This window comes from Halpernia sp. GG3, from assembly GCF_052976925.2.
Window position 1 is genome coordinate 252532 of record NZ_JBRIIR020000014.1, and the last position, 22462, is coordinate 274993.

At 33.4% G+C, this 22462-nt stretch carries 19 protein-coding genes and 1 riboswitch; of the genes, 11 read left to right on the top strand and 8 right to left on the bottom strand.

Annotated elements, in window-relative coordinates; all coding sequences use genetic code 11:
- Window positions 1-119 precede the first annotated feature (119 nt).
- The 7 genes from lpxK (at window position 120) to ACVBED_RS08645 (ending at window position 9719) form a co-directional block, all read left to right on the top strand.
- Window positions 120-1145, top strand: coding sequence for a tetraacyldisaccharide 4'-kinase (lpxK, locus tag ACVBED_RS08615; RefSeq protein ID WP_447121460.1), 1026 nt, complete (start codon window positions 120-122; stop codon window positions 1143-1145).
- Between the two features lie 152 nt (window positions 1146-1297).
- Window positions 1298-2383, top strand: coding sequence for a DNA polymerase IV (gene dinB, locus ACVBED_RS08620; RefSeq protein ID WP_447121461.1), 1086 nt, complete (start codon window positions 1298-1300; stop codon window positions 2381-2383).
- 99 nt (window positions 2384-2482) lie between these two features.
- Complete coding sequence (locus ACVBED_RS08625; protein ID WP_447121462.1) at window positions 2483-4057, top strand: Na+/H+ antiporter; 1575 nt, start codon at window positions 2483-2485, stop codon at window positions 4055-4057.
- Between the two features lie 69 nt (window positions 4058-4126).
- The gene (gene amyA, locus ACVBED_RS08630) at window positions 4127-5599 is read left to right on the top strand and encodes an alpha-amylase (protein WP_447121463.1); all 1473 of its coding nucleotides are present in this window, start codon (window positions 4127-4129) and stop codon (window positions 5597-5599) included.
- 304 nt (window positions 5600-5903) lie between these two features.
- Window positions 5904-6962: an NAD(P)-dependent alcohol dehydrogenase gene (locus ACVBED_RS08635; protein WP_447121464.1), complete on the top strand. Its 1059-nt coding sequence runs from the start codon at window positions 5904-5906 to the stop codon at window positions 6960-6962.
- Window positions 6963-7180: 218 nt separating this feature from the next.
- Window positions 7181-7474, top strand: a complete 294-nt coding sequence (locus tag ACVBED_RS08640; protein ID WP_447121465.1) for an NTF2 fold immunity protein — start codon at window positions 7181-7183, stop codon at window positions 7472-7474.
- A gap of 51 nt (window positions 7475-7525) precedes the next feature.
- A riboswitch (cobalamin riboswitch) is annotated at window positions 7526-7708 on the top strand.
- A 106-nt stretch (window positions 7709-7814) separates the two neighbouring features.
- Window positions 7815-9719: a TonB-dependent receptor plug domain-containing protein gene (locus ACVBED_RS08645; RefSeq protein ID WP_447121466.1), complete on the top strand. Its 1905-nt coding sequence runs from the start codon at window positions 7815-7817 to the stop codon at window positions 9717-9719.
- Window positions 9720-9924: 205 nt separating this feature from the next.
- Here the strand turns inward: ACVBED_RS08645 and ACVBED_RS08650 are convergent, their stop codons facing one another.
- Both ACVBED_RS08650 and ACVBED_RS08655 read right to left on the bottom strand, forming a co-directional pair.
- Window positions 9925-11352, bottom strand: a complete 1428-nt coding sequence (locus ACVBED_RS08650) for a CCA tRNA nucleotidyltransferase (RefSeq protein WP_447121546.1) — start codon at window positions 11350-11352, stop codon at window positions 9925-9927.
- A gap of 153 nt (window positions 11353-11505) precedes the next feature.
- Window positions 11506-12054, bottom strand: coding sequence for an L-threonylcarbamoyladenylate synthase (locus ACVBED_RS08655; protein ID WP_447121467.1), 549 nt, complete (start codon window positions 12052-12054; stop codon window positions 11506-11508).
- A 121-nt stretch (window positions 12055-12175) separates the two neighbouring features.
- Between ACVBED_RS08655 and ACVBED_RS08660 the strand changes: the two genes are divergently transcribed.
- Window positions 12176-13195, top strand: coding sequence for an LLM class flavin-dependent oxidoreductase (locus ACVBED_RS08660; protein WP_447121468.1), 1020 nt, complete (start codon window positions 12176-12178; stop codon window positions 13193-13195).
- A 123-nt stretch (window positions 13196-13318) separates the two neighbouring features.
- On the opposite strand, the gene ACVBED_RS08665 is transcribed toward ACVBED_RS08660, so the two are convergent.
- From ACVBED_RS08665 to gldB, 4 genes are all read right to left on the bottom strand, one after another.
- Window positions 13319-13825 (bottom strand): DinB family protein, encoded by a 507-nt coding sequence (locus tag ACVBED_RS08665; protein ID WP_447121469.1) that lies wholly within the window; start codon window positions 13823-13825, stop codon window positions 13319-13321.
- Between the two features lie 111 nt (window positions 13826-13936).
- Window positions 13937-15082: a cystathionine gamma-synthase gene (locus tag ACVBED_RS08670; RefSeq protein ID WP_447121470.1), complete on the bottom strand. Its 1146-nt coding sequence runs from the start codon at window positions 15080-15082 to the stop codon at window positions 13937-13939.
- 84 nt (window positions 15083-15166) lie between these two features.
- Entirely contained in the window at window positions 15167-15493 is a 327-nt protein-coding gene (gene gldC, locus ACVBED_RS08675; RefSeq protein ID WP_447121471.1) for a gliding motility protein GldC, read from the bottom strand.
- A 91-nt stretch (window positions 15494-15584) separates the two neighbouring features.
- Window positions 15585-16565 carry a gliding motility lipoprotein GldB gene (gene gldB / locus ACVBED_RS08680; protein ID WP_447121472.1) on the bottom strand — a complete coding sequence of 327 codons (981 nt, stop codon included), beginning with the start codon at window positions 16563-16565 and terminating at the stop codon, window positions 15585-15587.
- A gap of 102 nt (window positions 16566-16667) precedes the next feature.
- Here gldB and nadE point away from each other — a divergent pair, with 102 nt between their 5' ends.
- The 3 genes from nadE to ACVBED_RS08695 are packed head-to-tail and all read left to right on the top strand — an operon-like array spanning window position 16668 to window position 18276.
- On the top strand, window positions 16668-17459 hold the full coding sequence (nadE, locus tag ACVBED_RS08685) for an NAD(+) synthase (protein ID WP_447121473.1): 792 nt from the start codon (window positions 16668-16670) through the stop codon (window positions 17457-17459).
- A gap of 10 nt (window positions 17460-17469) precedes the next feature.
- Window positions 17470-17964, top strand: a complete 495-nt coding sequence (locus ACVBED_RS08690) for a ribonuclease domain-containing protein (protein WP_473094869.1) — start codon at window positions 17470-17472, stop codon at window positions 17962-17964.
- 24 nt (window positions 17965-17988) lie between these two features.
- Complete coding sequence (locus ACVBED_RS08695) at window positions 17989-18276, top strand: barstar family protein (RefSeq protein WP_447121476.1); 288 nt, start codon at window positions 17989-17991, stop codon at window positions 18274-18276.
- 99 nt (window positions 18277-18375) lie between these two features.
- On the opposite strand, the gene ACVBED_RS08700 is transcribed toward ACVBED_RS08695, so the two are convergent.
- Complete coding sequence (locus ACVBED_RS08700) at window positions 18376-19599, bottom strand: hypothetical protein (RefSeq protein ID WP_447121477.1); 1224 nt, start codon at window positions 19597-19599, stop codon at window positions 18376-18378.
- A 31-nt stretch (window positions 19600-19630) separates the two neighbouring features.
- On the bottom strand, window positions 19631-22135 hold the full coding sequence (locus tag ACVBED_RS08705; RefSeq protein ID WP_447121479.1) for a TonB-dependent receptor domain-containing protein: 2505 nt from the start codon (window positions 22133-22135) through the stop codon (window positions 19631-19633).
- Window positions 22136-22462: the final 327 nt, after the last annotated feature.

Below are 22462 nucleotides of genomic sequence, written 5' to 3' on the forward strand. Positions count from 1 at the left end.
AAAAAGTTATAAAAATAAACTTTTCGGGTTTCCTTACCCATTAAATTTCAGTAATTTTGCGACTCGGTTTTTAACTGAAAAATAGTTGCCGAATATTATAAATTTTTGACTAGTTTTATATGAAAAGATGGTATCTCTACCCTTTTTCTTTAGGTTATCATTTAGCGACATCACTCAGAAATCGCTTTTATGACTTGGGGATCTCTAAATCAACAAAATTTCAGACACCAATTATCGGTGTGGGAAATTTATCTGTTGGCGGAAGTGGGAAATCGCCAATGGTCATGTATTTGGCAGAATTATTATCAAAAACCTATCGAACCGGCGTCCTTTCTCGTGGTTATGGAAGGATCACAAAAGGCTATGGAATTGTAAATTATGAAAGTAATTATAAAACTGTTGGTGATGAAGCAATGCAACTTTTTGAAAGATTTAAAAATAGATTTGCAATTGGTTTGTCGGAAGAGCGCGTTCCAGGGGCTAAAAAACTGATCAAAGATATGGACTTAGAGGTTTTAGTTTTGGATGATTCTTATCAACATCGCGCAATAAAACCAGGCTTTAATCTACTTTTAACTGATTATAATGATCCATATTTTAAAGATTATATTTTACCAGCGGGAGATTTGAGAGAAAGTAGAAATGGTATGAAACGCGCAGATTTAATTGTAGTTACAAAATGTCCGGACGAATTGACAGAAGAAAAAAAGCAATATTTCATTAGCCGGATAAAACCGCAACATTATCAAAAAGTATTTTTCTCTTCTATAAATTATGATGAAAATGTGTATGGTTTGGCTAAATCTTTACCTGATAATAATTTAAATTATTACGATATATTATTAATTACAGGGATTGCAAATCCCACTTTACTTATTAAGCATTTGGCTAAATTTTCCAGCCGCGTAAAACATTTGAAGTTCAAAGACCATCATAATTTCAGCCAGGAGGATATAAAAAAAATAGGTGCGGAGTATAAAAAACTAGGCGAGTATAAATTAATTTTGACAACAGAAAAAGATTATGTTCGTCTAAAAACTTTTGATTATCTGCGGGATAAACTTTACTATTGGCCCATAAATGTGAACATTCAGGATAAAGAAAAATTTGACCAGACTATATTACAGCATGTTAGAAAAAATTAAAAAACTTTTTTCTAACGACAAATAGGATTTCATTGTAAAGTTTTCTTAAATTTAATAAGTTTTCACTTAGTTTAATAAATTAGTCCGAATTTAGTTTAAAACTAAATTCGGACTAATTGTTTTTATCTTTACAAAATCAATCTTCTTTCTTAATGGATCATCCTCAACGCAAAATAATCCACATCGATATGGACGCCTTTTATGCTTCTGTAGAACAAATGGATTTTCCTGAGCTTTGTGGAAAACCGCTTGCGGTTGGCGGTGGAGAACGTGGAGTAGTTGCGGCAGCAAGTTATGAAGCCAGAAAATTTGGTGTTCGTTCTGCCATGCCAAGTAAAATAGCGAAAGAAAAATGTCCCCAACTTATTTTTGTAAAACCACGTTTTGCGCGCTACAAAGAAATTTCTCAACAGATCCGAAAAATATTTTTGGAATATACAGATTTAGTTGAACCTTTGTCTTTAGATGAAGCCTATTTGGATGTCACAGAGAATAAAAAAAATGTTGATTCCGCTAATGATCTGGCGCGAGAGATCAGAAAACGGATTTTTGAGGAGGTTGGTTTAACAGCTTCTGCGGGAATTTCGGTTAATAAATTTTTAGCAAAAGTTGCTTCAGATATTAATAAACCAAACGGACAAAAAACGATTCATCCTTCAAAGATTTCGGAGTTTTTAGAAGCGCTTCCCATTGAAAAATTTTATGGAATCGGTCGCGTGACAGCAAATAAAATGCACACTTTACATATCTTTAATGGTGCCGATTTAAAACAAAAAAGTTTAGAAGAACTCAGTAATTTATTTGGAAAATCTGGCGCTTATTATTACAATGTCGTGCGAGGGATTCATAATGGTGAAGTAAAACCAAATCGAATTCAAAAAAGTGTCGCTGTGGAACGCACATTTTCGGAAGATTTAAATGATAATCAACAAATTAGAGATCGTCTTGAAGCTTTGAGTTTAGAATTAGAAGGGCGGTTGAGTAAAAAAAGTATTTTAGGTAAATCTTTAACTTTAAAAATTAAATATAAAGATTTTTCGCAATACACCCGAAGTAAAACGCAGGAAGATTTTTATCAGAGTTCAGTGGATTATTTTAAAACAGCGCTTCAACTTTGGCAAGCACGACCTTATGATAAAGCAATTCGACTTTTAGGTTTATCACTTTCTAACTTAAATACGGAAGAAAAAAAGCAGGTTTCTGTGCAGTTGAAAATTCCTTTCATAGAATTTCTGTAACTAATGATAAACTTACTAGATCGATAAAAACTATTAGAATTTCGGTTTTTTTGTTTGCAAATTTGCACTTTAATAATTTTCACTTTCACAATAATAAATATGTTAGAAAACTTTACATTTTACCTTTCAATGGTGTTGTTGATCACTTTTATCATTATTTTATCAAAAAAAATTCAGGTTGCATATCCTGTGTTGCTAGTGATGGCGGGATTGGCAGTGAGTTTTATTCCTGGAGTTCCAACGATAAAAATAGAACCGGAATTAATTTTTTTAATATTTCTACCACCCTTACTTTATGATGCCGCGTGGAATTCTTCCTGGAAAGAACTTTGGCGGTGGCGTAGAATAATTTTTAGTTTTGCATTCGTAGTTGTATTTTTTACAGCACTTTCTGTAGCAATTTTCGCTAATTACTTTATACCCGGATTTTCTTTGATCTTAGGTTTCGTTCTCGGTGGAATTGTTTCTCCTTCTGATGCCGTGAGTGCCGGCGCAATTTTAAAAGTTATAAAAGTTCCTAAAAGATTTATTTCAATTCTTGAAGGCGAAAGTTTGTTGAATGATGCGTCCTCTCTAATCATTTTTCGATTTGCGCTCATTGCCGCAGCAACTGGTCAGTTTATTTGGTTAGATGCCGCCGGAAGTTTTATTTGGATGTGTATTGGTGGGGCCGGAGTTGGCGTATTAATTGGCTATGTTTTCCTAAAAATACACAAAATTTTACCAACCGAAGCCAATACAGATTTACTTTTGTCTTTAGTAGCACCTTTTGCGATGTATTTGGCCGCAGAGGAAATTCATGCTTCTGGTGTCTTAGCCGTAGTAAGTGGGGGATTATTTCTATCTTACAGAAATCACGAATTTTTAAGCAGTTCATCCAGGCTGCGCGCGTTGACGGTCTGGGATAGTTTTTGTTTTTTGTTAAATGGAATTGTCTTTATCTTAATAGGTCTGGATCTGCCAGAAATCGTGTCGGGATTAGGAGATACCAATATTTACACAGCGATTGGATACGGCTTTGCAGTAACTGGGGTTCTGGTTCTGGTAAGAATTTTAGCTGCGTACGGCGCTGTCATTACCACGTTGATAATGAGAAATTTCATTACAGTTGCTGATTCAAAAATACCCAACTGGAAAAGCCCAATGTTACTTGGCTGGACTGGTATGCGAGGTGTTCTTTCGTTAGCAGCGGCACTTTCAATTCCTTTAACTTTAGCAGATGGTACACCGTTTCCGCAAAGAAATCTTATTTTATTTATCACTTTTATGGTAATTCTTTTAACGGTTCTGGTGCAAGGACTTACGCTTCCTATCTTACTCAAAAAATTTCCACCTGAAGATCGGGATTTTGTTAAGAGTGAAAAAGAAATTGATTATGAAATTCGTAAAGAACTTGCAAAAATTGCCATTGATAAATTACGTAGTGATTACCCCGATAAAATTGAAAAATTTCCCGTGTTAAAAGATCAGTTGGAAAGTTGGCAAAGACGAATGAATAGTTCAGAGATCATTATTAATTATTCTGAATACCAAAGAATCTATTCGGACATTATTTCTACCCAAAGAAATTGGCTGATTGATAAAAATAGACAAGAACTTTTATTGAACGAAGAAATTATAAAAAAACACATTAGACTACTGGATCTTCAGGAGGAAAAATTAAAAATAAGTTGATAAATTAAATATTTTGCTTTAGAAAAGTTTTGTACAATATTTGATTGCTAATTTTTAAAAATATAAATTATGAATTCTACAATGATTCAATTTTTCCATTGGTATACTGATGGAAGTTCTCAATTGTATGATCAAATAAAAAATTCTGCAGATTATCTTAGTGATTTAGGAATCGATCAGGTTTGGTTTCCACCCGCCTATAAATCGGCTGGTGGCGGCTATTCCGTGGGTTATGATCCGTATGATTTGTTTGATCTCGGTGAATTTGATCAGAAAGGTTCGGTTCCTACAAAATATGGTTCGAAAGACCAATACTTGGAATCCATCAAAGCCTTAAAGGATAAAAACGTCAATGTTATTGTAGATATTGTCTTAAATCATAAAGCAGGTGGCGATGAAAAGGAAACTTTTCAGGTAATAAAAGTAGATGATGAAAATAGAAAAAAAGCCATTAGTGAAGTTCAGGATGTAGAATCTTACACGAAATTTACCTTCCCAGGAAGAGGGGATGCCTATTCAGATTTTAAATGGAATTTCACGTGTTTTTCTGGTGTAGATTACGCGGAAGGTCAGGAGAAAGGTATTTTCAGAATTATAAATGATTTTGGTAAATGGGATGAAATGATTGATGATGAAAAAGGAAATTATGACTACTTGATGTACGATGATATTGAGCATAGAAATCCTGCAGTACGCGAAGAATTAAATTATTGGGGAAAGTGGTATCAGGAATTGACAGATTTTGATGGCGTGCGTCTAGATGCTGTGAAACATATTTCGCACGATTTCTATAAAGAGTGGCTGACTTTATTGAGATCCAATTCAGGAAAGGATATTTTTGCAGTTGGTGAATACTGGGCGCCCGGACAGTTGTCGCTACTTCAAAAATATATCGATTACACGGAAGGTTGCATGAGTTTGTTTGATTCTTCTTTGCAACATAATTTTCATGTGGCTTCTAAAGAGGGAAATACTTACGATCTGCGGGAAATTTTTAATGAAACTTTAACGCTAGCTGATCCAATGCATTCTGTTTCTTTGGTGGATAATCACGATACCCAACCGTTACAAGCACTTGAAGCGCCCGTTGAAAAGTGGTTTAAACCAATTGCGTATGCATTAATTTTACTGCGCGAAAATGGCTTGCCATGTGTTTTTTATCCGGATTTATTTGGTGCACATTATACTGATAAAGACAAAGAAGGCAATGATCAGGAAATATTTTTAGATAAAGTAGAGAAAATTGAGGAACTTTTAAAAGCCCGTAAAAATCACGCCTATGGAATCCAAAAAGATTATTTTGATGATGCTAACGTTTTGGGTTGGGTGAGAGAAGGAAATGAAGACCACGCCGGTTGTGCCGTGGTTTTAAGCAATAAAGATGCATGTAAAAAATCCATGGAAATGGGTAAGAATTATGCTGATCGACAATTTTACGATTATCTCGGTTGGTTTGAAGATAAAGTCAACATTGATGAAAACGGATGGGGAAATTTCCCAGTTCCAGCCGGAAATGTTTCGGTTTGGGTGGCGGAAGAGTGATTTTAGAGGCAACGGCAATGGCTGAGAAACAAGAATCAAGAACCAAAAACCAAGAATTAAGAGGTTAGTTATTTCGCTGCAAATCCCGTGGAAAGAAGAAAAAAACCTAATTTTTAGCCCGGATAGAAGTGGCATCCTTTTTCATTTTTTTTTAAAATGAAAAAGATAGAGCGGATAGCCGGTAGAAGTGTCGTAAATAAAACTAATTACGTTGCTTCTAAATGTTAAACTTTTCGCAAAAAATGGTTTTGTGATAAATTCAATTTTTAAGGGCTTAAATTTACAATTCGAAAATATAAAATAAATGAGTACAACTAAAGTTAAAGCCTACGGAGCAGAATCTAAAGAGGCAGATTTAAAAGAATTACATATCGAAAGAAGAGAAGTGACCGCAAACGATGTCGAAATTGACATTTTATTTTGTGGCGTTTGTCATTCCGATTTACACACCGCAAGAAATGATTGGGGCGGTACGAAATATCCCGCAGTTCCAGGACACGAAATCGTGGGAAGAATTACAAAAATCGGGTCTGAGGTGACCAATTTTAAAGTGGGTGATCTTGCTGGAGTTGGCTGTATGGTTGATTCCTGCAGAGAATGTGAAAATTGCAAAAAAGATTTAGAGCAATATTGCACGCAAGGAATGGTAGGAACTTACAACGGAAATGATAAACATTTGCACCAACAAACTTTCGGAGGTTATTCTGAAAAAGTGGTTGTTGATAAAAACTATGTTTTAAAAGTGCCGGAAAACTTAGATCCAGCAGCCGTTGCACCACTTTTATGCGCAGGAATAACGACTTATTCACCATTAAAACATTGGAATGTGAATGAAAATTCTAAAGTTGCGGTGGTTGGTTTAGGAGGTTTAGGTCACATGGCAATTAAATTGGCAAAAGGTTTAGGTGCACACGTGAGTTTATTTTCTCGTTCGCCAGAAAAAACGCAGGATGCTTTAGATTTGGGTGCTGATAAAGTAGTAATTTCTACTGATGAAGCACAAATGAAAGAAGTGCAGGGAAAATTTGATTTAATTATTGACACCGTTCCTTACGAGCATGATCTGAATGATTATGTTTCTACTTTAAATATAGACGGAACCCTGGTTTTATTAGGTTTCATCGGTAATTTAGAATCAATTATCAGCACAGTTCCAATTGTTTTGGGAAGACGTTCAATTGCTGGATCACTTATTGGTGGAATTGCAGAAACTCAGGAAATGTTAGATTTTTGTGGCGAACATAATATTGTTTCAGAAATTGAAATGATCGATATGCAAAATATCAACGAAGCCTATGAACGCATGCTAAAAAGCGACGTGAAATACCGTTTCGTAATTGATATGAAGAGTTTAAAAAACTAAGAATTTTTAACTTTCAGATATTAAAACACTTCAGAAATGAAGTGTTTTTTTGTTTATTCATTTTTTTTTATGGCAGCATTTCCGCCCTCCGTTCCCAATCTTTTTTTCAAATGCAAAAAAAAGGATTTCCACTCAGGTCGGGCTGCGTAAGATTCTATGAAATTAATACACTTAATAAGTTTATATTTTTTGTTTTAAATTCGTTTAAAATAGTAGCAATGAAAATTTTTATTCTCTTTCTTTTAATGTTTATTTCTTGTTCAAAAATTAGAAAAAATTATTCGGGTGGAATGACGGATAAATTTCTTGCAATCGAAATTGCACAAAAGAAATGGAATGAAGTTTATGGTGAAGAAAAAATGTCTAATGAGCAGCCGTTGGAAGCAAGAAAATTAAATGGCAGTATTTGGTACGTGGAAGGAACATTTAATTCGATTGGTTTTGGTGGAGTCGCCTTCGGTAAAGTTGATGTCAAAAATAAAAAAGTCATTGAATTTTCTCATGGGAAATAATCTTAGTTTCATAATTCATAATTCATAATTCAAAACTTCACAATTATTCATTATCTTCGCCAAACTTTTGGTTTCCGCGTAAAAACGGGATTAATAGGGAATGAAGCGTAAATCTTCAACTGTCCCCGCAACTGTAAATCACGTTTAGATTTTTTGCAAATTAGCCACTGTTGAAAGATGGGAAGGCGCAAAAAAAGTGAAAGTCAGGAGACCTGCCAAATTTATTTATAATTTTTATGCTTTCGGAGGAAAAGCCAAATTTACTGAATCATTCGGTTCAGTTCTATTTGCTTTAATTTTTCCGATAAGTCATACTTTAACCAAATTTATTTTCAAAAAAATGAAAAAAGAAATTTTAGTTGGAGCCATGCTTGTCGTAAGTTCATGTGCGTTTGCCCAACAGGAAACTGGAATTCAAGAAGTTACAATTGCTTCTAAAGTTTCACAACAAATCTTTAAAACAGGAAAAAATGTGCAATTGCTTTCCGCAAAAGATTTAGAAAAGTATAAAGGTCAAGACGTAAATGACGTTCTAAATCAATTAGCCGGCTTCCAAATTACAGGAAATAATAACAATGGAACGGAACCAAAATCGATGAAAATCAGAGGTGGAAAAAGTGCTAATGTTTTAATTTTAGTAGATGGCGTCCCGTTGAAAGACGTTACAGGAAATGATTATACGGTTTCAGATTTACGCCTAATTGCTTTAGAAAATATTGAAAGTATTGAAGTTTTAAATGGTGCCTCTTCTGTCTTATATGGAAGTAATGCCACGGTTTCTGTGATTAATATTAAAACTAAAAAATCAGCGCAGAAAAATATTGAAGGTCAACTTTCTGCAAGAGCAGGTTCGTTTTCCACTTATGGACAAGACGTTTTGGTCAAAGGAAAACTATCAGATTTTAACTATCAGGTTTCTGGTTTTAATGAAAAATCTTTAGGATTAAGTTCTGCGGAAGGTGAAAATTTTAAAAAAGATGGCTACGAAAAACAAAATTATGCCGCAAATGTAGGTTACAATAAAGATAATTTCAGCCTAAATGTAAACGGAAGTTATAGCCATAATTTATTTCATTATGATGATGGTGCTTTTACAGACGGTAATAATCGGGGAAATGATGTACAAAAATTTGCAGGTTTAAGTTCAAAATATACTTATAAAAATGGCGAAATTCATTTTAATTCCAGACTTTCTGCAACTGATAGAGTTGGGCAAAGTTATGTGGGAAATGAATTTCAAGATCAATACAGCTACGCAGGACGTAATTTGTTTACTGAATTATTTAATCAATATCAGTTTTCAAAACATATTAGTTTAGTGGCCGGACTTCAATATGAAACTCAGAAAATGGGCGCAAAATCACTTCCTTATGGTGGAACTGCGTTGGAAGATATCTTGCTTAAAAATGATACAAAAAATAATAATTTTGATGTTTTTGCACAAGCCAACTTTAATTTAGCAGGATTTAATTTAGACTTAGGAATTAGAAATACCAAACAGTCAAAATTTGGTAATCATGTGGTTTACAGTATAAATCCTTATTATTTAAAAGAATTTTCTGATCAATATTTAAAGATTGGTTATTCTTATTCTACGGCTTTTATCGCACCAACTTTGTATCAAAGTTTTGGTTCTTTGCCTTACACATTGCCTAATTTTGATTTGAAACCAGAAACCAATTCTTCTAACGAAATTGATTTTTCTTTTGGTCAAAAAGACCAAAGTTTCGTAATAAATGCCTCACTTTATCAACGTCAGGAAAAAGACGCGTTTGCCTATCAAACTGTAGATTTTGTGACTTATGCAGGTAAATTTTTAAACGTGGATAGCAACAAAGTAAAAGGCGTCGATGTTGGGTTTAATTACAGAATTAATCCAGTATTTAATATAGGCGGCAATTTCAGTTATGTTGAAAAAGAAAAGGAAGCAACGATGCTACGCCAGCCGAAACAAAGAATTAATTCTTTCTTAGAAATCACGGCTTTCAAAGGAAATAGAATCAATTTAACGCAACAATTTGTGTCCAAAAGAACCGATGCATACTATGATTCTGTCAATTTTGCTGTCGTTCCCGTGGATTTGAAATCTTATAATTTATTTAATTTAAACGTCAATCAAACGATTGTAAAAAACCTTTCGATTTTTGCAAACATTGGTAATTTATTTAACACAAGTTATGTTGATGTAGTCGGTTACACAACTAAACCGCGAAATTATACCGTTGGTGTAGACTTTAAATTTTAAAGAAAACTTTGTCAGAGTTTGAAAAACTTTATCAATTTTTATTTTTCATAGAAGATGCTTCCTTTTGGAAGCATCTTTTTTATTAGATATGATTTCTCCGTTAATCTGTGGGGATATTTTTTGCCTGCAGATTTCACAAATTGAGCAGATTATAAATGCATTTTATTTACGTTATCTTTAAAATTTACGTGAAAAATTTTAACTTTTATAAGACAGATAGAATTAAACCTAGTTTCTCACCTTCATTAATTACAAAATTTCTCGCTTCATCTTTATCATTTCCGATTTCTCCCTCCAAGATCGCTTCCTTTACTTTTTCTTTTAAAATGCCAATTTCCCGACCAGGTTTTAAATTAAATAATTCCATAATTTCTTCTCCGGAAATCGGTGGCTGAAAATTCCGAACGTGGTCTTTAGCTTCTACTTCTTTTATCTTTTCGGCTACATATTCAAAGTTTTTCTTAAATTTTTCCTGCTTTTTTGAATTTTTGGTGGTGATATCGGCTTTATTTAAAATGAAGAGATCTTCCAGATCTTCGCCTGCATCAAAAAGCAAACGCCTTAAAGCCGAATCTGAAGTTCCATCGTCAATTAACGCAATTGGGCGGGAAGATAATTTGACCATTTTTTGCACAAATTTCATGTCATTTCCCAAAGGTAATTTTAAATGATAAAAAATATTTTTTACCATTTTTGAACCTAAAAATTCGTGTCCGTGGAAAGACCAACCTATTCCTTCAATAAATTTTTTTGTCGGCGCTTTTCCAATATCGTGAAGCAAAGCTGCCCATCTTAACCAAAGATTATCAGTATTTTCAGAAATATTATCTACAACTTCTAAAGTGTGCCAAAAATTATCTTTGTGCGTTTGTCCTTCTTTTTCTTCAATGCCTTTTAAAGCAATTAATTCTGGTAGAATCAATTTTAAAAGTCCAGTTTCTTCCATTAATTTTAAACCAACCGAAGGTTTTTCGGACAGAATAATTTTATTAAATTCTACCATCACGCGTTCCAGCGAAACTATTTTTAGTCTCTCGGCCTCTTTTTTAATGGCTTTTAATGAATTTTCTTCAATTGTAAAATTCAGCGTTGAAGCAAAGCGCAAAGCGCGCATCATTCGCAAAGGATCGTCAGAATAAGTTTGTGACGGTGCTAAAGGTGTTCGTAGAATTTTATTTTGTAAATCTTCCCGACCATTAAATGGATCAATTAATTCTCCAAAATTTTCTTTATTTAAAGAAATTGCTAAAGCGTTTATAGTGAAATCCCGCCTTCTTTGGTCATCTTCTAAACTGCCATTTTCTACAGCTGGATTTCGACTGTTTTCAGAATAACTTTCCTTTCTCGCGCCAACAAATTCCAGATCTAAATGGTTGAATTTTACCATCGCCGTGCCGTAAGTTTTAAAAATTGATACTTTTAAAGAGGGATCTAATTCTTTTGCAACGGCTTTTGCAAGATCGATCCCGCTTTGTTCAGTGACAAAGTCAATATCTGTTGGTGCCTTTCTTTGCATCAATAAATCGCGCACAAAACCGCCCACAATAAAAACCGATTGATCATTTTTTTCTGCCACGGCAGAAATAGTTTTAAATAATTTAAAATTTTTATTTTGAGTAAGATTGATGGTCATTTTGCAAAGATACGATTCAGAAATATTTTGAAAGTTATTCATTTACTGATTTACTTTCCTGGTCGGGTTTGGAAATTTAGGAAAAGAATTCAATTTTTAGATGATTTTTCAGGAAAGGTTTTTTGGGTTTTTTTTATTAAGAAAAAAGAATGTTTACTCACGGATAATTTTAATTCTACTGTCATTCCAGATTTTAATAATTGAAGAACCCGCAAATTCCGACACTTTATCTTCTGAATCTTCCACAACAAAATCCACCGAGTTTTTAATTTCTTCAGAAATATCAGAAAATTTCATTGGACTTTTAAAACCGCTTAAATTGGCAGAGGTTGAAACCAACGGTGCATTTAATTTAGTAATTAATTTTTTACAGAAATCATTTTTCACTACACGAATCCCGATAGAACCATCTTCTGCCAAAAGTTCTTCTGGCAAATTTCTAACCGTTTCATAAATGATAGTGACTGGCTTTTCGCTTACATCAATTATTTCCCAGGCGATCTCCGGGACATCCACTAAATCCTGCAGACGCTTATCATTTTCAACCAAAATCACCATTGATTTTGAGGCTTCTCTTTTTTTGATTTCAAATATTTTTTGAATCGCATTTATATTTGTTGCGTCACAACCAATTCCCCAAATCGTGTCCGTTGGATAAAGGATGGTGCCGCCGGATTTTAAAATTTCTATAATTTTTTCCATTAATTATTTTAGTTTACAAAAGTAATGAAAATGTGACGAGTCTTTAAACTTGACTTTATATCTTAGGTCAATTTTTCTGGATGTCTATTATCGTAAATTTGCTAGAGTTAAAATTAAAAAAATGGAATTAGGAATTGGTATGTTCGGCGATTTAGATTTTGACCAAACTACCGGAAAATACAGAGATGCAGGCTTAAAACTTCGTGAGATTTTAGAACAGGTAAAATTAATGGATGAAGTGGGAATCGATGTTTTTGCGATGGGCGAACACCATCGCGCAGATTATGCGGTTTCTTCCCCTGCAATTTTATTGGCAGCAGCAGCAAGCATCACCAAAAACATAAAATTAGCAAGTGGCGTAACGGTTTTAAGTTCCTCTGAACCGGTAAAAGTATATCAGGATTTCTCAACCTTAGATTTAATTTCAGACGGAAGAGCCGAGATATTTGTCGGTCGCGGAAGTTTCGTTGAATCTTTCCCTTTATACGGTTATTCTCTAAATGATTATGAACAACTTTTCGACGAAAAATTAGATTTATTATTAAAAATTAATTCTGAAGAAAATGTTTCGTGGACGGGAAAACTTCGTGCGCCGATGGAAAATCAAACCGTTTATCCAAGAGCAAAAAATAACGGAAAATTACCAATTTGGCGCGCCGTTGGTGGTACGCCACAATCGGTTTTAAGCGCGGCAAAACTCGGAATGCCATTAGTGGTTGCGATCATTGGCGGAATGCCGATCCAGTTTAAAAATTTAATTGATTTCTATAAACAAGAATATTTAAAAAGCGGTTTTGAAGAATCTGAAATGCAAATCGCTATCCATTCACACACTTTTGTCAGCGAAGATCAAAAGGTGATTGATGGGTATTTCGAGAATTATAAGTCACAAATGGACAGGATCGGTTCATCGCGCGGTTGGGCGCCTTACACGAAAATGCAGTATGAAGGCGGCAGAATGAAAGATGGTGCTTTATTTATAGGAAATCCAAAAGAAGTTGCCGATAAAATAAATTACATGAAAGAGATTTTTGGAATCACAAGATTTATCGGTCATATGGATGTTGGTGCCCCTTCAAACGATATTATGATGACATCAATTGCTTTATTTGGTGAAAAAGTAGCGCCACAAGTAAAATAATTTCTTGAGATAATTTAAACGAAAAGAACGGAGATTAATCCGTTCTTTTTTATTTGTATTTCAAGTAGACAAAGACTTTTGCCCATTTAAAAAGATTAAATATTAATTAATTTTAGCCAAAATCTATTTTATTTCTAGCAAATACCTTTCCTCGATAATTTTTAAATGATGTAAATTATGCCCCACAATCAATTTGCCGATTGTCTCTGCAGAAATTGCATTACCATTTGCAAAACCCTTATTTGCAAGCGTACCTTCTTTAAAACTTTTAAATAGAATTAAACTTGAAGAACGAACTAACGAAAATTCTTTAATTAAATCTACTAATTTTCTTTGATCAGCGTTTGAATTTTTGGCAAACAATTCTTCATCAAATCCAGGTAAATTTTGTTGATCTCCTCTGGAAATTGATAAAGCACGAAATTGGAAGATCCTCTCGCAGTCTATTAAATGTTGAATCAATTCTTTTAAACTCCACTTGTCTTCGGAATATTTAAAAAGTGCAGAGTCGTCATTTAATTTTGAATAAATTGATAAAGTTATTTTTTCCGCTAGTGACAATTCTTCCATCCAATTTTCCGTTGGAATAAAGTCTAAGTACCGCTTAATGTATTTCTCAAATTCTGTCATGGATCGATTAGGTTTTATAAAATTATATCTTTTTAGAAGCCACTTTGTTAAAGATTTAAAGTACAAATAAAGTTACTATGACAAAGTTTTTTCAACAATTATTATTAAAAATTAGGCTTTAAAAGCATGTTCTAAATCTTGAAGCAGATCTTCAGCATCTTCAATACCAACACTTAGACGAATTAAATCATCAGTAATTCCCAGTTCTGCTCTTTTTTCCGCGGGAATAGAAGCATGCGTCATTGATGACGGGTGATTGGCTAAAGATTCTACGCCGCCTAAAGATTCTGCCAAGGTGAATACTTTTACATTTTCTAAAAATTTCACCGCGTCTTCTCTTTTAGTAGATTTAAAGGTAAAAGAAACCATTCCGCCAAAATCTGACATTTGTTTTTTCGCTAATTCGTGTTGCGGATTAGATTTTAAACCAGGGTAAAAAACTTTATCCACCGCGGAATGATTTTCTAAATATTCCGCTACTTTCATTCCATTTTCAGAATGTCTTTGTACACGTAAAGCTAAAGTTTTGATACCTCTTAAAACCAAATAAGAATCGTGTGGTCCTAGAATTCCGCCACTTGCAAACTGGATAAAGTGAAGTTGTTCTCCCAATTCTTGTGTTTTCGCAATTAATGCGCCGGCAATTACATCAGAATGTCCACCCAAATATTTTGTCGCGGAATGCATCACAATATCGGCGCCTAAATCTAAAGGTTTTTGCAAATAAGGCGTTGCAAAAGTATTATCAACGGCCACTAAAATATTTTTTCCTTTTACTAAATCGCAAACTGCTTTTATATCAACCAATTTCATTAGCGGATTGGTCGGCGTTTCAAGCCAAATCAATTTTGTAGAATTTGTGATTTTATCTGCTAATTTTGAAACATCATCGAAATTAATAAAAGTGAATCTTAACTGGTATTTTTCAAATAATCTGACGAATAACCGGTAAGTTCCGCCGTATAAATCATCTACAGCGATTACTTCATCACCAGGATTTAATAATTTTAAAACACAGTCAATCGCAGCCAGTCCAGAACCGAAAGCCAATCCTTTTGCACCATTTTCTATGCTTGCCAAACTGTCTTCTAAAGCTTGTCTCGTAGGATTTGCAGCACGAGAATATTCATATTCTCCGATGGGGTTTCCGGGTGATTTTTGCGCGAACGTTGAAGTCAGAAAAACGGGCACATTTACTGATCCAGTTGTTGGTTCGAAATGTTGATTTCCGTGAATTACTTTTGTATTGAATTTCATAATATATTTAATTTGCCAATGTAATAATTTAGCAGTTTACTAATATTTATCAAATTATTACATTGATAAATTACTACATGAATTTTACATTTTTATAGCTGCTTTTATAGCAAAAGTTTCGGCGGTTTCTTCAAGCCATTGCGCTACATCTTCTTCGCCAGTTGCTTTTTCATAAGTGTGACTTAATGATAATAATATTTGGTGCAGAAACATTTTCATATCATCAACCGGCATATCTTTCGTCCAAAGATCTATTCTTAGAGCTTCTTTTTTTGCATCGTCCCAAACGGAAATTAAAGTAGCTTTCGTTTCTTCATTTTCTACGCCACCGTCTTCGGCGTTCCAAAACATTTTATCTGGAACTTGGTTTTCGTCCAATTCAACGCGGATGTTTATATTTGTCGTTCTCATTTTTAAAGTTATATATTTAATGGTTGTTTATTAAAATGCGCTAGTTTATGAATGTTTGAGAAGTAGATCGCTACACAAAAAATTTCTAAAACTAATTTTTTGGTTTATAGCCAGATTGATTAAAGATGTCTGTAGCATTCATTTTTAAAAAATCCAGCAATTTTGTGTCAGGTTTTTCTTTAAAAAATTTCCGGCAAATTTGCCAACCTACGAAATTCCCAATTTGTGGTGAAGATTCATTATCGATTTTTGTGTAAAATTTGGAAAAAGGACCAACGGACAAAAAACGTTCTTCTAAACGCGAATCATCACTAAAAACTAAATTATTTTCTACGAAATAATTCCAAATATTTTCTTCATTTGCTTGTGCCCATTCATATTGTTTTAACGTGTAATTCATTTTTAAATAATCTGGTTCCCCTGGCAAAAAAGCATCTTGTAAGGTTAATATTTTCCCCTGATAAACGATTTGATCTAAAAATTTTGAATGATTTTTATCTGGTCTGATAATCTCGTTTATAAAGGTTTCAGAAACTTTCGGAAGAATATTTTGTGCATTCATTGACTTCTGAAAGTACAGTTCCATTCCGCTATAATTGGGATTATTTTCACCCATAAATCCCGTAATATCTATAAATAATAAGTTATTTTTTGATTCTAAAAAAACCGGATCTTTCGCCATTTGTAGATCTGAGGAGAATAAATAGACTTTCGGAATTTTAAATTGTGGATAATAATTTTGAATGTGTGCAAAAAGCAGACTTAAATCTTCTTTCAATTTTTGCTGATTTATCTTCGCAATGGCTTCTTTGTAAAGTTTTATTTCATTCGTGTCTGCTCTTCTGGCGCTGTAATCTGCATCTGGAACGCTTCCTTGAAACCAAGGAAATTGTGTTTTAAATTGATCTAAAGAAACTTCAGGATTATAAAATTCTTTAGAAATATCCGTTAATTCAACGTTTGGAATGTTATTTTCAAGTTTAATGTCCCATTTATTTGTGTTTTCTTTTTTGCAAGCTTGAAGTCCCGAAATTAAGAGTGCTGAAAGGATAAAATATTTAAAAAACTTCATTATTTTTACCAAATTAATTTTACGCAAAAATAGTGAAAATTTTGCGGAAAATTCTTTTGGACAATAGAATTGATGAGTCCACATCATTTTAAAATTTAAGTAATGCAATCACAAAAAATTATAGATTTTATCGTAAAATGGTTGAAAGATTACGCTATAAGTGCCGATGTAAAAGGTTTTGTAATTGGTATTTCGGGCGGTGTTGATTCTGCTGTAGTTTCTACTTTATGTGCTAAAACGGGTTTGAAAGTTTTGCTTTTAGAAATGCCAATTCGGCAAAAACAGGACCATATAAATCGTGCGTGGGAACATATTGAACATTTGAAAAATAAATTTACAAATGTGGAAGCGTTATCTGTAAATCTAACGCCTGCTTTTGAAGAATTATATAAAACTTTTGACGTTAATGATATAGAATTCCCCGCAGAAAAATTATCATTTGCAAATACCAGAAGCAGATTAAGAATGTTAACGTTGTATTATTATGGTCAAATCAACGGACTTTTAGTTTGCGGAACAGGTAATAAAGTGGAAGATTTTGGCATCGGGTTTTATACAAAATATGGCGACGGTGGGGTAGATGTTTCGCCCATTGCAGATTTATATAAAACGGAAGTTTATCAATTAGCCAAAGATCTAGATCTGGTTAAAAGTATCCAGGAAGCAGTTCCGACGGATGGTTTGTGGGATATAGACAGAACAGATGAGCAACAAATTGGTGCAACCTATCCAGAGCTGGAAAAAATTCAGAAGGAATTTGGAACTAAAACTGAGGCTGATTATATTGGTAGAAATTTAGAAGTTTATAAAATTTTTTCAAAAATGAACCGTGCTGGTCAACATAAAATGAACCCAATTCCCGTTTGTGATATTCCGGAAGAATGGAGAAATTAAAACTAAAATTATGAATTCTGATAAAAAGAAAATTTTCCTTTATTTCCTATTTGGCGCCTTAGGTGGAATTTTGGTGATGTATTTAATGAACGGTTTTCCAGCTGATAAATCAACTGAAACACAAAATAAGACCGCGAAAGTTGAAGCTGTAAAATCTGCATCTCAAATTTCTGCTATTGATATTTCGCAAATCACAAAAGCCGAAACTGTTATTACATTTGTTAAAACGAATCATCAATTGCCCAGTTTCTATTTAACTAAAAACGAAGCAAAAAAACTCGGATGGAATCCTTCAAAAGGAAATCTTTGTGAGGCTTTGCCCGGAAAAGCAATTGGTGGAGATTATTTTAACAACCGTGAAAAACAATTGCCTTCCAATGAAAAATATTTTGAAGCGGATGTGAATTACAAATGTGGAAGTAGAAATTCTGATCGAATTATTTACACAAAATCCGGTGAAGTTTATTTAACTACGGATCACTACAAAAGTTTTCAAAAGCAGTAAAAAGAACCAAGAATAAATAGATAAATGAAAAAAATAGAAATTGACTTCACAAATATCGGTGATACAGAAGAATTTTACGCAGAATTAAAATCAAAAATTGAATTACCAGACTATTTTGGTGGTAATCTTGACGCGCTCTCAGATGTGATTTCAGGTGAGTTAGAAATGCCGCTTGCATTAGAATTTGTAAATATGAGCGTAGATCAACTGGAAACTTTTGAGAATTTACTGGAAACGCTGGAAGACTTAGAAGACGAAGTGGAAGGTTTTTCTTTTAGTTATTATTTAGAACAGTTTGAAGATCAAAATTAAAAATTAAAAATTAAAAATAAGAAAATCCTGCGAAATGCAGGATTTTCTTATTGATATGAAGAATGAAAAATTTATTTATATCAAAGATTTTCTGAAGTTTTAATTCGAAGAATTTGCAATATCCCAAGTTGTTAAACCAGTCCATCCTTTTGCCCAATCTGGAAGTGCAGTTCCGTTTCCGGCACCTTTTGCACTGACATTAATTGTGAAGGTTGCAGTCAAATCTGGAGCAGTTGGATATTTTGCACTTGATTTTGAAGCATAAACTTTGGCAACATTTACCATTTTTATGTTTGAAATATAAGACCCGCTTTTAAACCAATCGTAAGTTCTGTCCGTTTCAAAATCTAAACCTGTGGAAAAATTCGCAATAACGATGTTGTTAAATTTACCGTTACTTCCAGCGCGTAATTTTAAACCTTGAGATTCTGAACCCGCAGAATTTCCAATAAAAGTTGCGTTTGAAATATCTGGGTTTGAAACTCCGTTTCCGTTTGTTGTATTTGGATCTGTGTCTTGTGTATCTGCTTCTATACCTCTGTTTCCTGGATCAGTACCATTTTGAAAAACTTTATCTCTGGAAGCATACATGAAAGTCGCGGATCCTGAAAATCCTTCTGTCCAGTCAAAGGAATCATCTTGATTGCCGATTAAAACCAAATGATCATATTTTGGCGAACCACCGAAAGATTCTACCGCGTCGTCCGCGCCGTTTGCAATGTAAACATAAGAAACACTTGTTCCGCTACCACAACCAAAAAGCGATAAACCATTAAATTCTTTTTCAGGATTATATTTAAAACCTGTGTCTTTAATGATACAATAGTTGATAATTCCTGAGGAATCTAAAGAATTAGTTCCGCCATAAGTTAAATCTCCCAGTTCTGAAGTTGAAGTTCCCGCTGCGCTTCTGTTAGAAGGTGCATTACCAAGTAAAACAACTCCGCCCCAATAACCTTGCGTGTGAGCTGCGCCATCAAATAAAACTGGATTTGAGGCCGTTCCATTAATAAAAATTTTCCCACCTCTATCTACCAAAAGATAAGTGGCACCTTTCTCACCTATAATATGAGTTCCTGCAGGAATAATTAAAGTTGCACCATTGTCTACAATTAAACTTGAAGTTAAATGATACGTTTTTGTAGCATCTAAAGTTGCTGTTTGTCCTGTTTTAATGTGGCCTTCAAATTTCGCCGCATCCACAGTTGGACCTGTTGTTGCAATGACATCTGCCGTTGCATTACGGCCACAAGAACTCAATGTTGCTGTGATAACCGTGGTTAGAGCCAGTAAATGACCCGCTTTAAAAATTGACTTTTTCATAATTAATTAATTTTTAGTGTGATTTATTTATTTAAAATTTGTAGGAAAGATTTATTCCTAATTCGCGACCTCTTGTATAATCTCTGTTGATAAAGGTTCCCGCGTTATTTTCCTGTGTGATAATATAATCTGGATTTAGTAAGTTTTTAGCAAAAATCCCAACACCAATTCCGTTTAGATCAATATTTAAAGTTGCATCTAAAACGTTAATTGGTTTTTGATAAAAATTCCCCGTATTATTAGTTCCAATGGAATACAAACTTCTTCCGACATAAGAATATGACACCACGAAATCTAAATTTTTCCTGTTGTCCGACCATTTGTGATTTAAACCCAGATTTGCATTACCAATAAAATCTGCCGCACCTTGAATTTTCTCATTGGTTTGACCGCTGAATTCAATGCTTTTTCCATTTTCTCTGGCTACTTTATCGGCGTTTAATTTTTGATTGGTATTCATATAACTTCCGTTAAGGAAAGTGTAAAGTCTGGTTTTGCCCCAATCGTAAATGTCTTTTCTGATTTCTATTTCTGCGCCTAAAATAGTTCCGTTATCTGCTATGTTAAAATAAGTCATATCGCTTGAAGAAGCTGATGAATAAGTTGTTCTGGCAATCGGATTTTTAATATATTTTCCAAAAGCTGTTATGGATATTACTTCGCCACGTTTCGGGAAATATTCCCATTTAAAATCACCGTTATAATTGTCTGAAGGATAAACTTTTGGATTTCCGTAAGTGTTGTTTGTAACATCATAGTAAGCAATTGGCACTAATTCTTTTGCTTGCGGTAAAGTGTAAGTTTTTGAAGCTGCAAACCTTAAATTTTGCTTTTCATTTACAGCGTATTTTACATTAATTGCGGGTAAAAATTTATTGTACTGCGTTACTTTTATGCCGGTACCCATCTCTGAAGAATCCCAAGTATTATCAATATTGATATAATCATATCTGCCGCCAATTTGTGCCGTTAATTTATCGGACGCTTTATAATCAATATTTAAAAAGCCAGAATGAATAATTTGTTTGAAATTATAAAAGAAAGGATCAAAAACGCCGTGTCCGTAACCTCGCAACGTGTTATAGTTTATAGAACCATTATTTCCGGCATTAAAAAATCCGTCTACATTATTTACATTAATTTTTGCCGGGACATTATCCAATTGCAAACCGATTGTTGTGTAATTGAAATTTCTTGTTTTAAACTGTCCATCATAGCCAAAATTAAATTTAAAATCTTTAAATATTTTGGTTAAATGTGCAAATCCCAAGACGGTATTATCTTGCAAATCATCAAAATAGCGGTGATTTTGAATAATACTTCCAGTCAATAACTTTGGTTGATCTGGGTCTGTAATATCGAATGTGTTTTGCAGGCGATCGGGCCGTTTTGAGTTTAAATAATTATAACCTACTGCCCAATCTGCCGTCCAGGTTGAAGATAATTTGTGATTTCCAAACAGTTGATTGATCCAAAGATTTGAAATTTTATTATCATTTCTCTTAATTAAAATATTATTCATACTTCCAATTTCGCGAAGTTTACCAGTGTAAAATCTGGCGTCTTGTACGGAAGTGTGAATAAAATTACTAGTATAAGAAATTTTATTATTGCTGTTCAGTTTTAAAGAAACATTCAATAAACCCGTCGTATTTGTGGTGTAAATATTGCGCTCAATTTTATCTAGTTCTTTGATAAATTCTCCGGTAGAATCAAAAAAACCTTCTTTTCCCTGGCTGTATACGTAATCATTATCAAAACCACCGTAAGCAAATACTGATAATTTTTTACCGCTTTTAAAATTGAAACTTTTACCGCCTTCCAAACTTAAATTGGAGTTGTAAGGATTTTCAGCATTTTTAAAATTCCAAGAGGTATTAAAAGGATAAGTTTTTTCTGGATCTACATTATTTTTAAAAGTCGAAACTTTGTATCCAAAAAATCCTGGTCCGCCATTTTGTAACTTAAAATCCTTTTTCTTGAAAGTTTGTAGATTAACACCACTTCCCAAACTAATTTTAATGTAAGGTTTTCCACTAAATTCTTTTGAGGTAATGTTAATATTTGCACCGCCGAAATCTCCCAGAATATTAGGTGAGTAGACTTTATCCAGCGATAAATATTCCACCATTGAAGTTTTAAAAATCCCTAAATCGATGTTTTTATTTTCCGGATCGTCAGATGGAATTGGCAAACCGTTGAGGGTTGTTTCATTATATCTGTCGCCTAAACCTCTGATAAAAATGGCGCCTGTCGCTTCTTGTTTTTGCGTTCCGGAAGCTTTTGTTAAAGCCGTAGCGACATCGCTCACACCTTGTTTTTTTAGTTGTTCATTTCCAACATTTTCTGTGATGCCGACAGATTTTCGCTGCATATTAATAAGTCCGTTTTCCGTACTTTTTTTCGCAGTGCCCTGCAAAATAACGCCTTCAATTTTTTTCTCATTATTTAATAGATCTGTTTTTGTTTTTTGGCCATATATAAAAACTGAACCGTAGAGAAATAACACTGAAATACTTATTTTTTGAAGCCTCATAAAATATCGTTTAATATAAATGCAAAGAAACTGGTAAGTTTTTCGAAGTGTATTGAGTGAACTTTAACGTTTTATTATCTTATAATTAATTAATTGCTTTAATATTAATTAATTATAAATTTTTAAATAAAAAGAAATTACTACTTTTTTTTTCTGAGAGTTAAATAAAAATTAAAAGGTAAAAATGGAATTGAAACTGTTTCTACCTTCATTTTATGTAAATAATTATGGATGAAGAAGTCAGCAAAGCTTACGAGTAATTTTGTGCTCTAAACAATTAGATCAAACATTAATTATTTTATTTACTATCAGAGAAAATTTGAATAT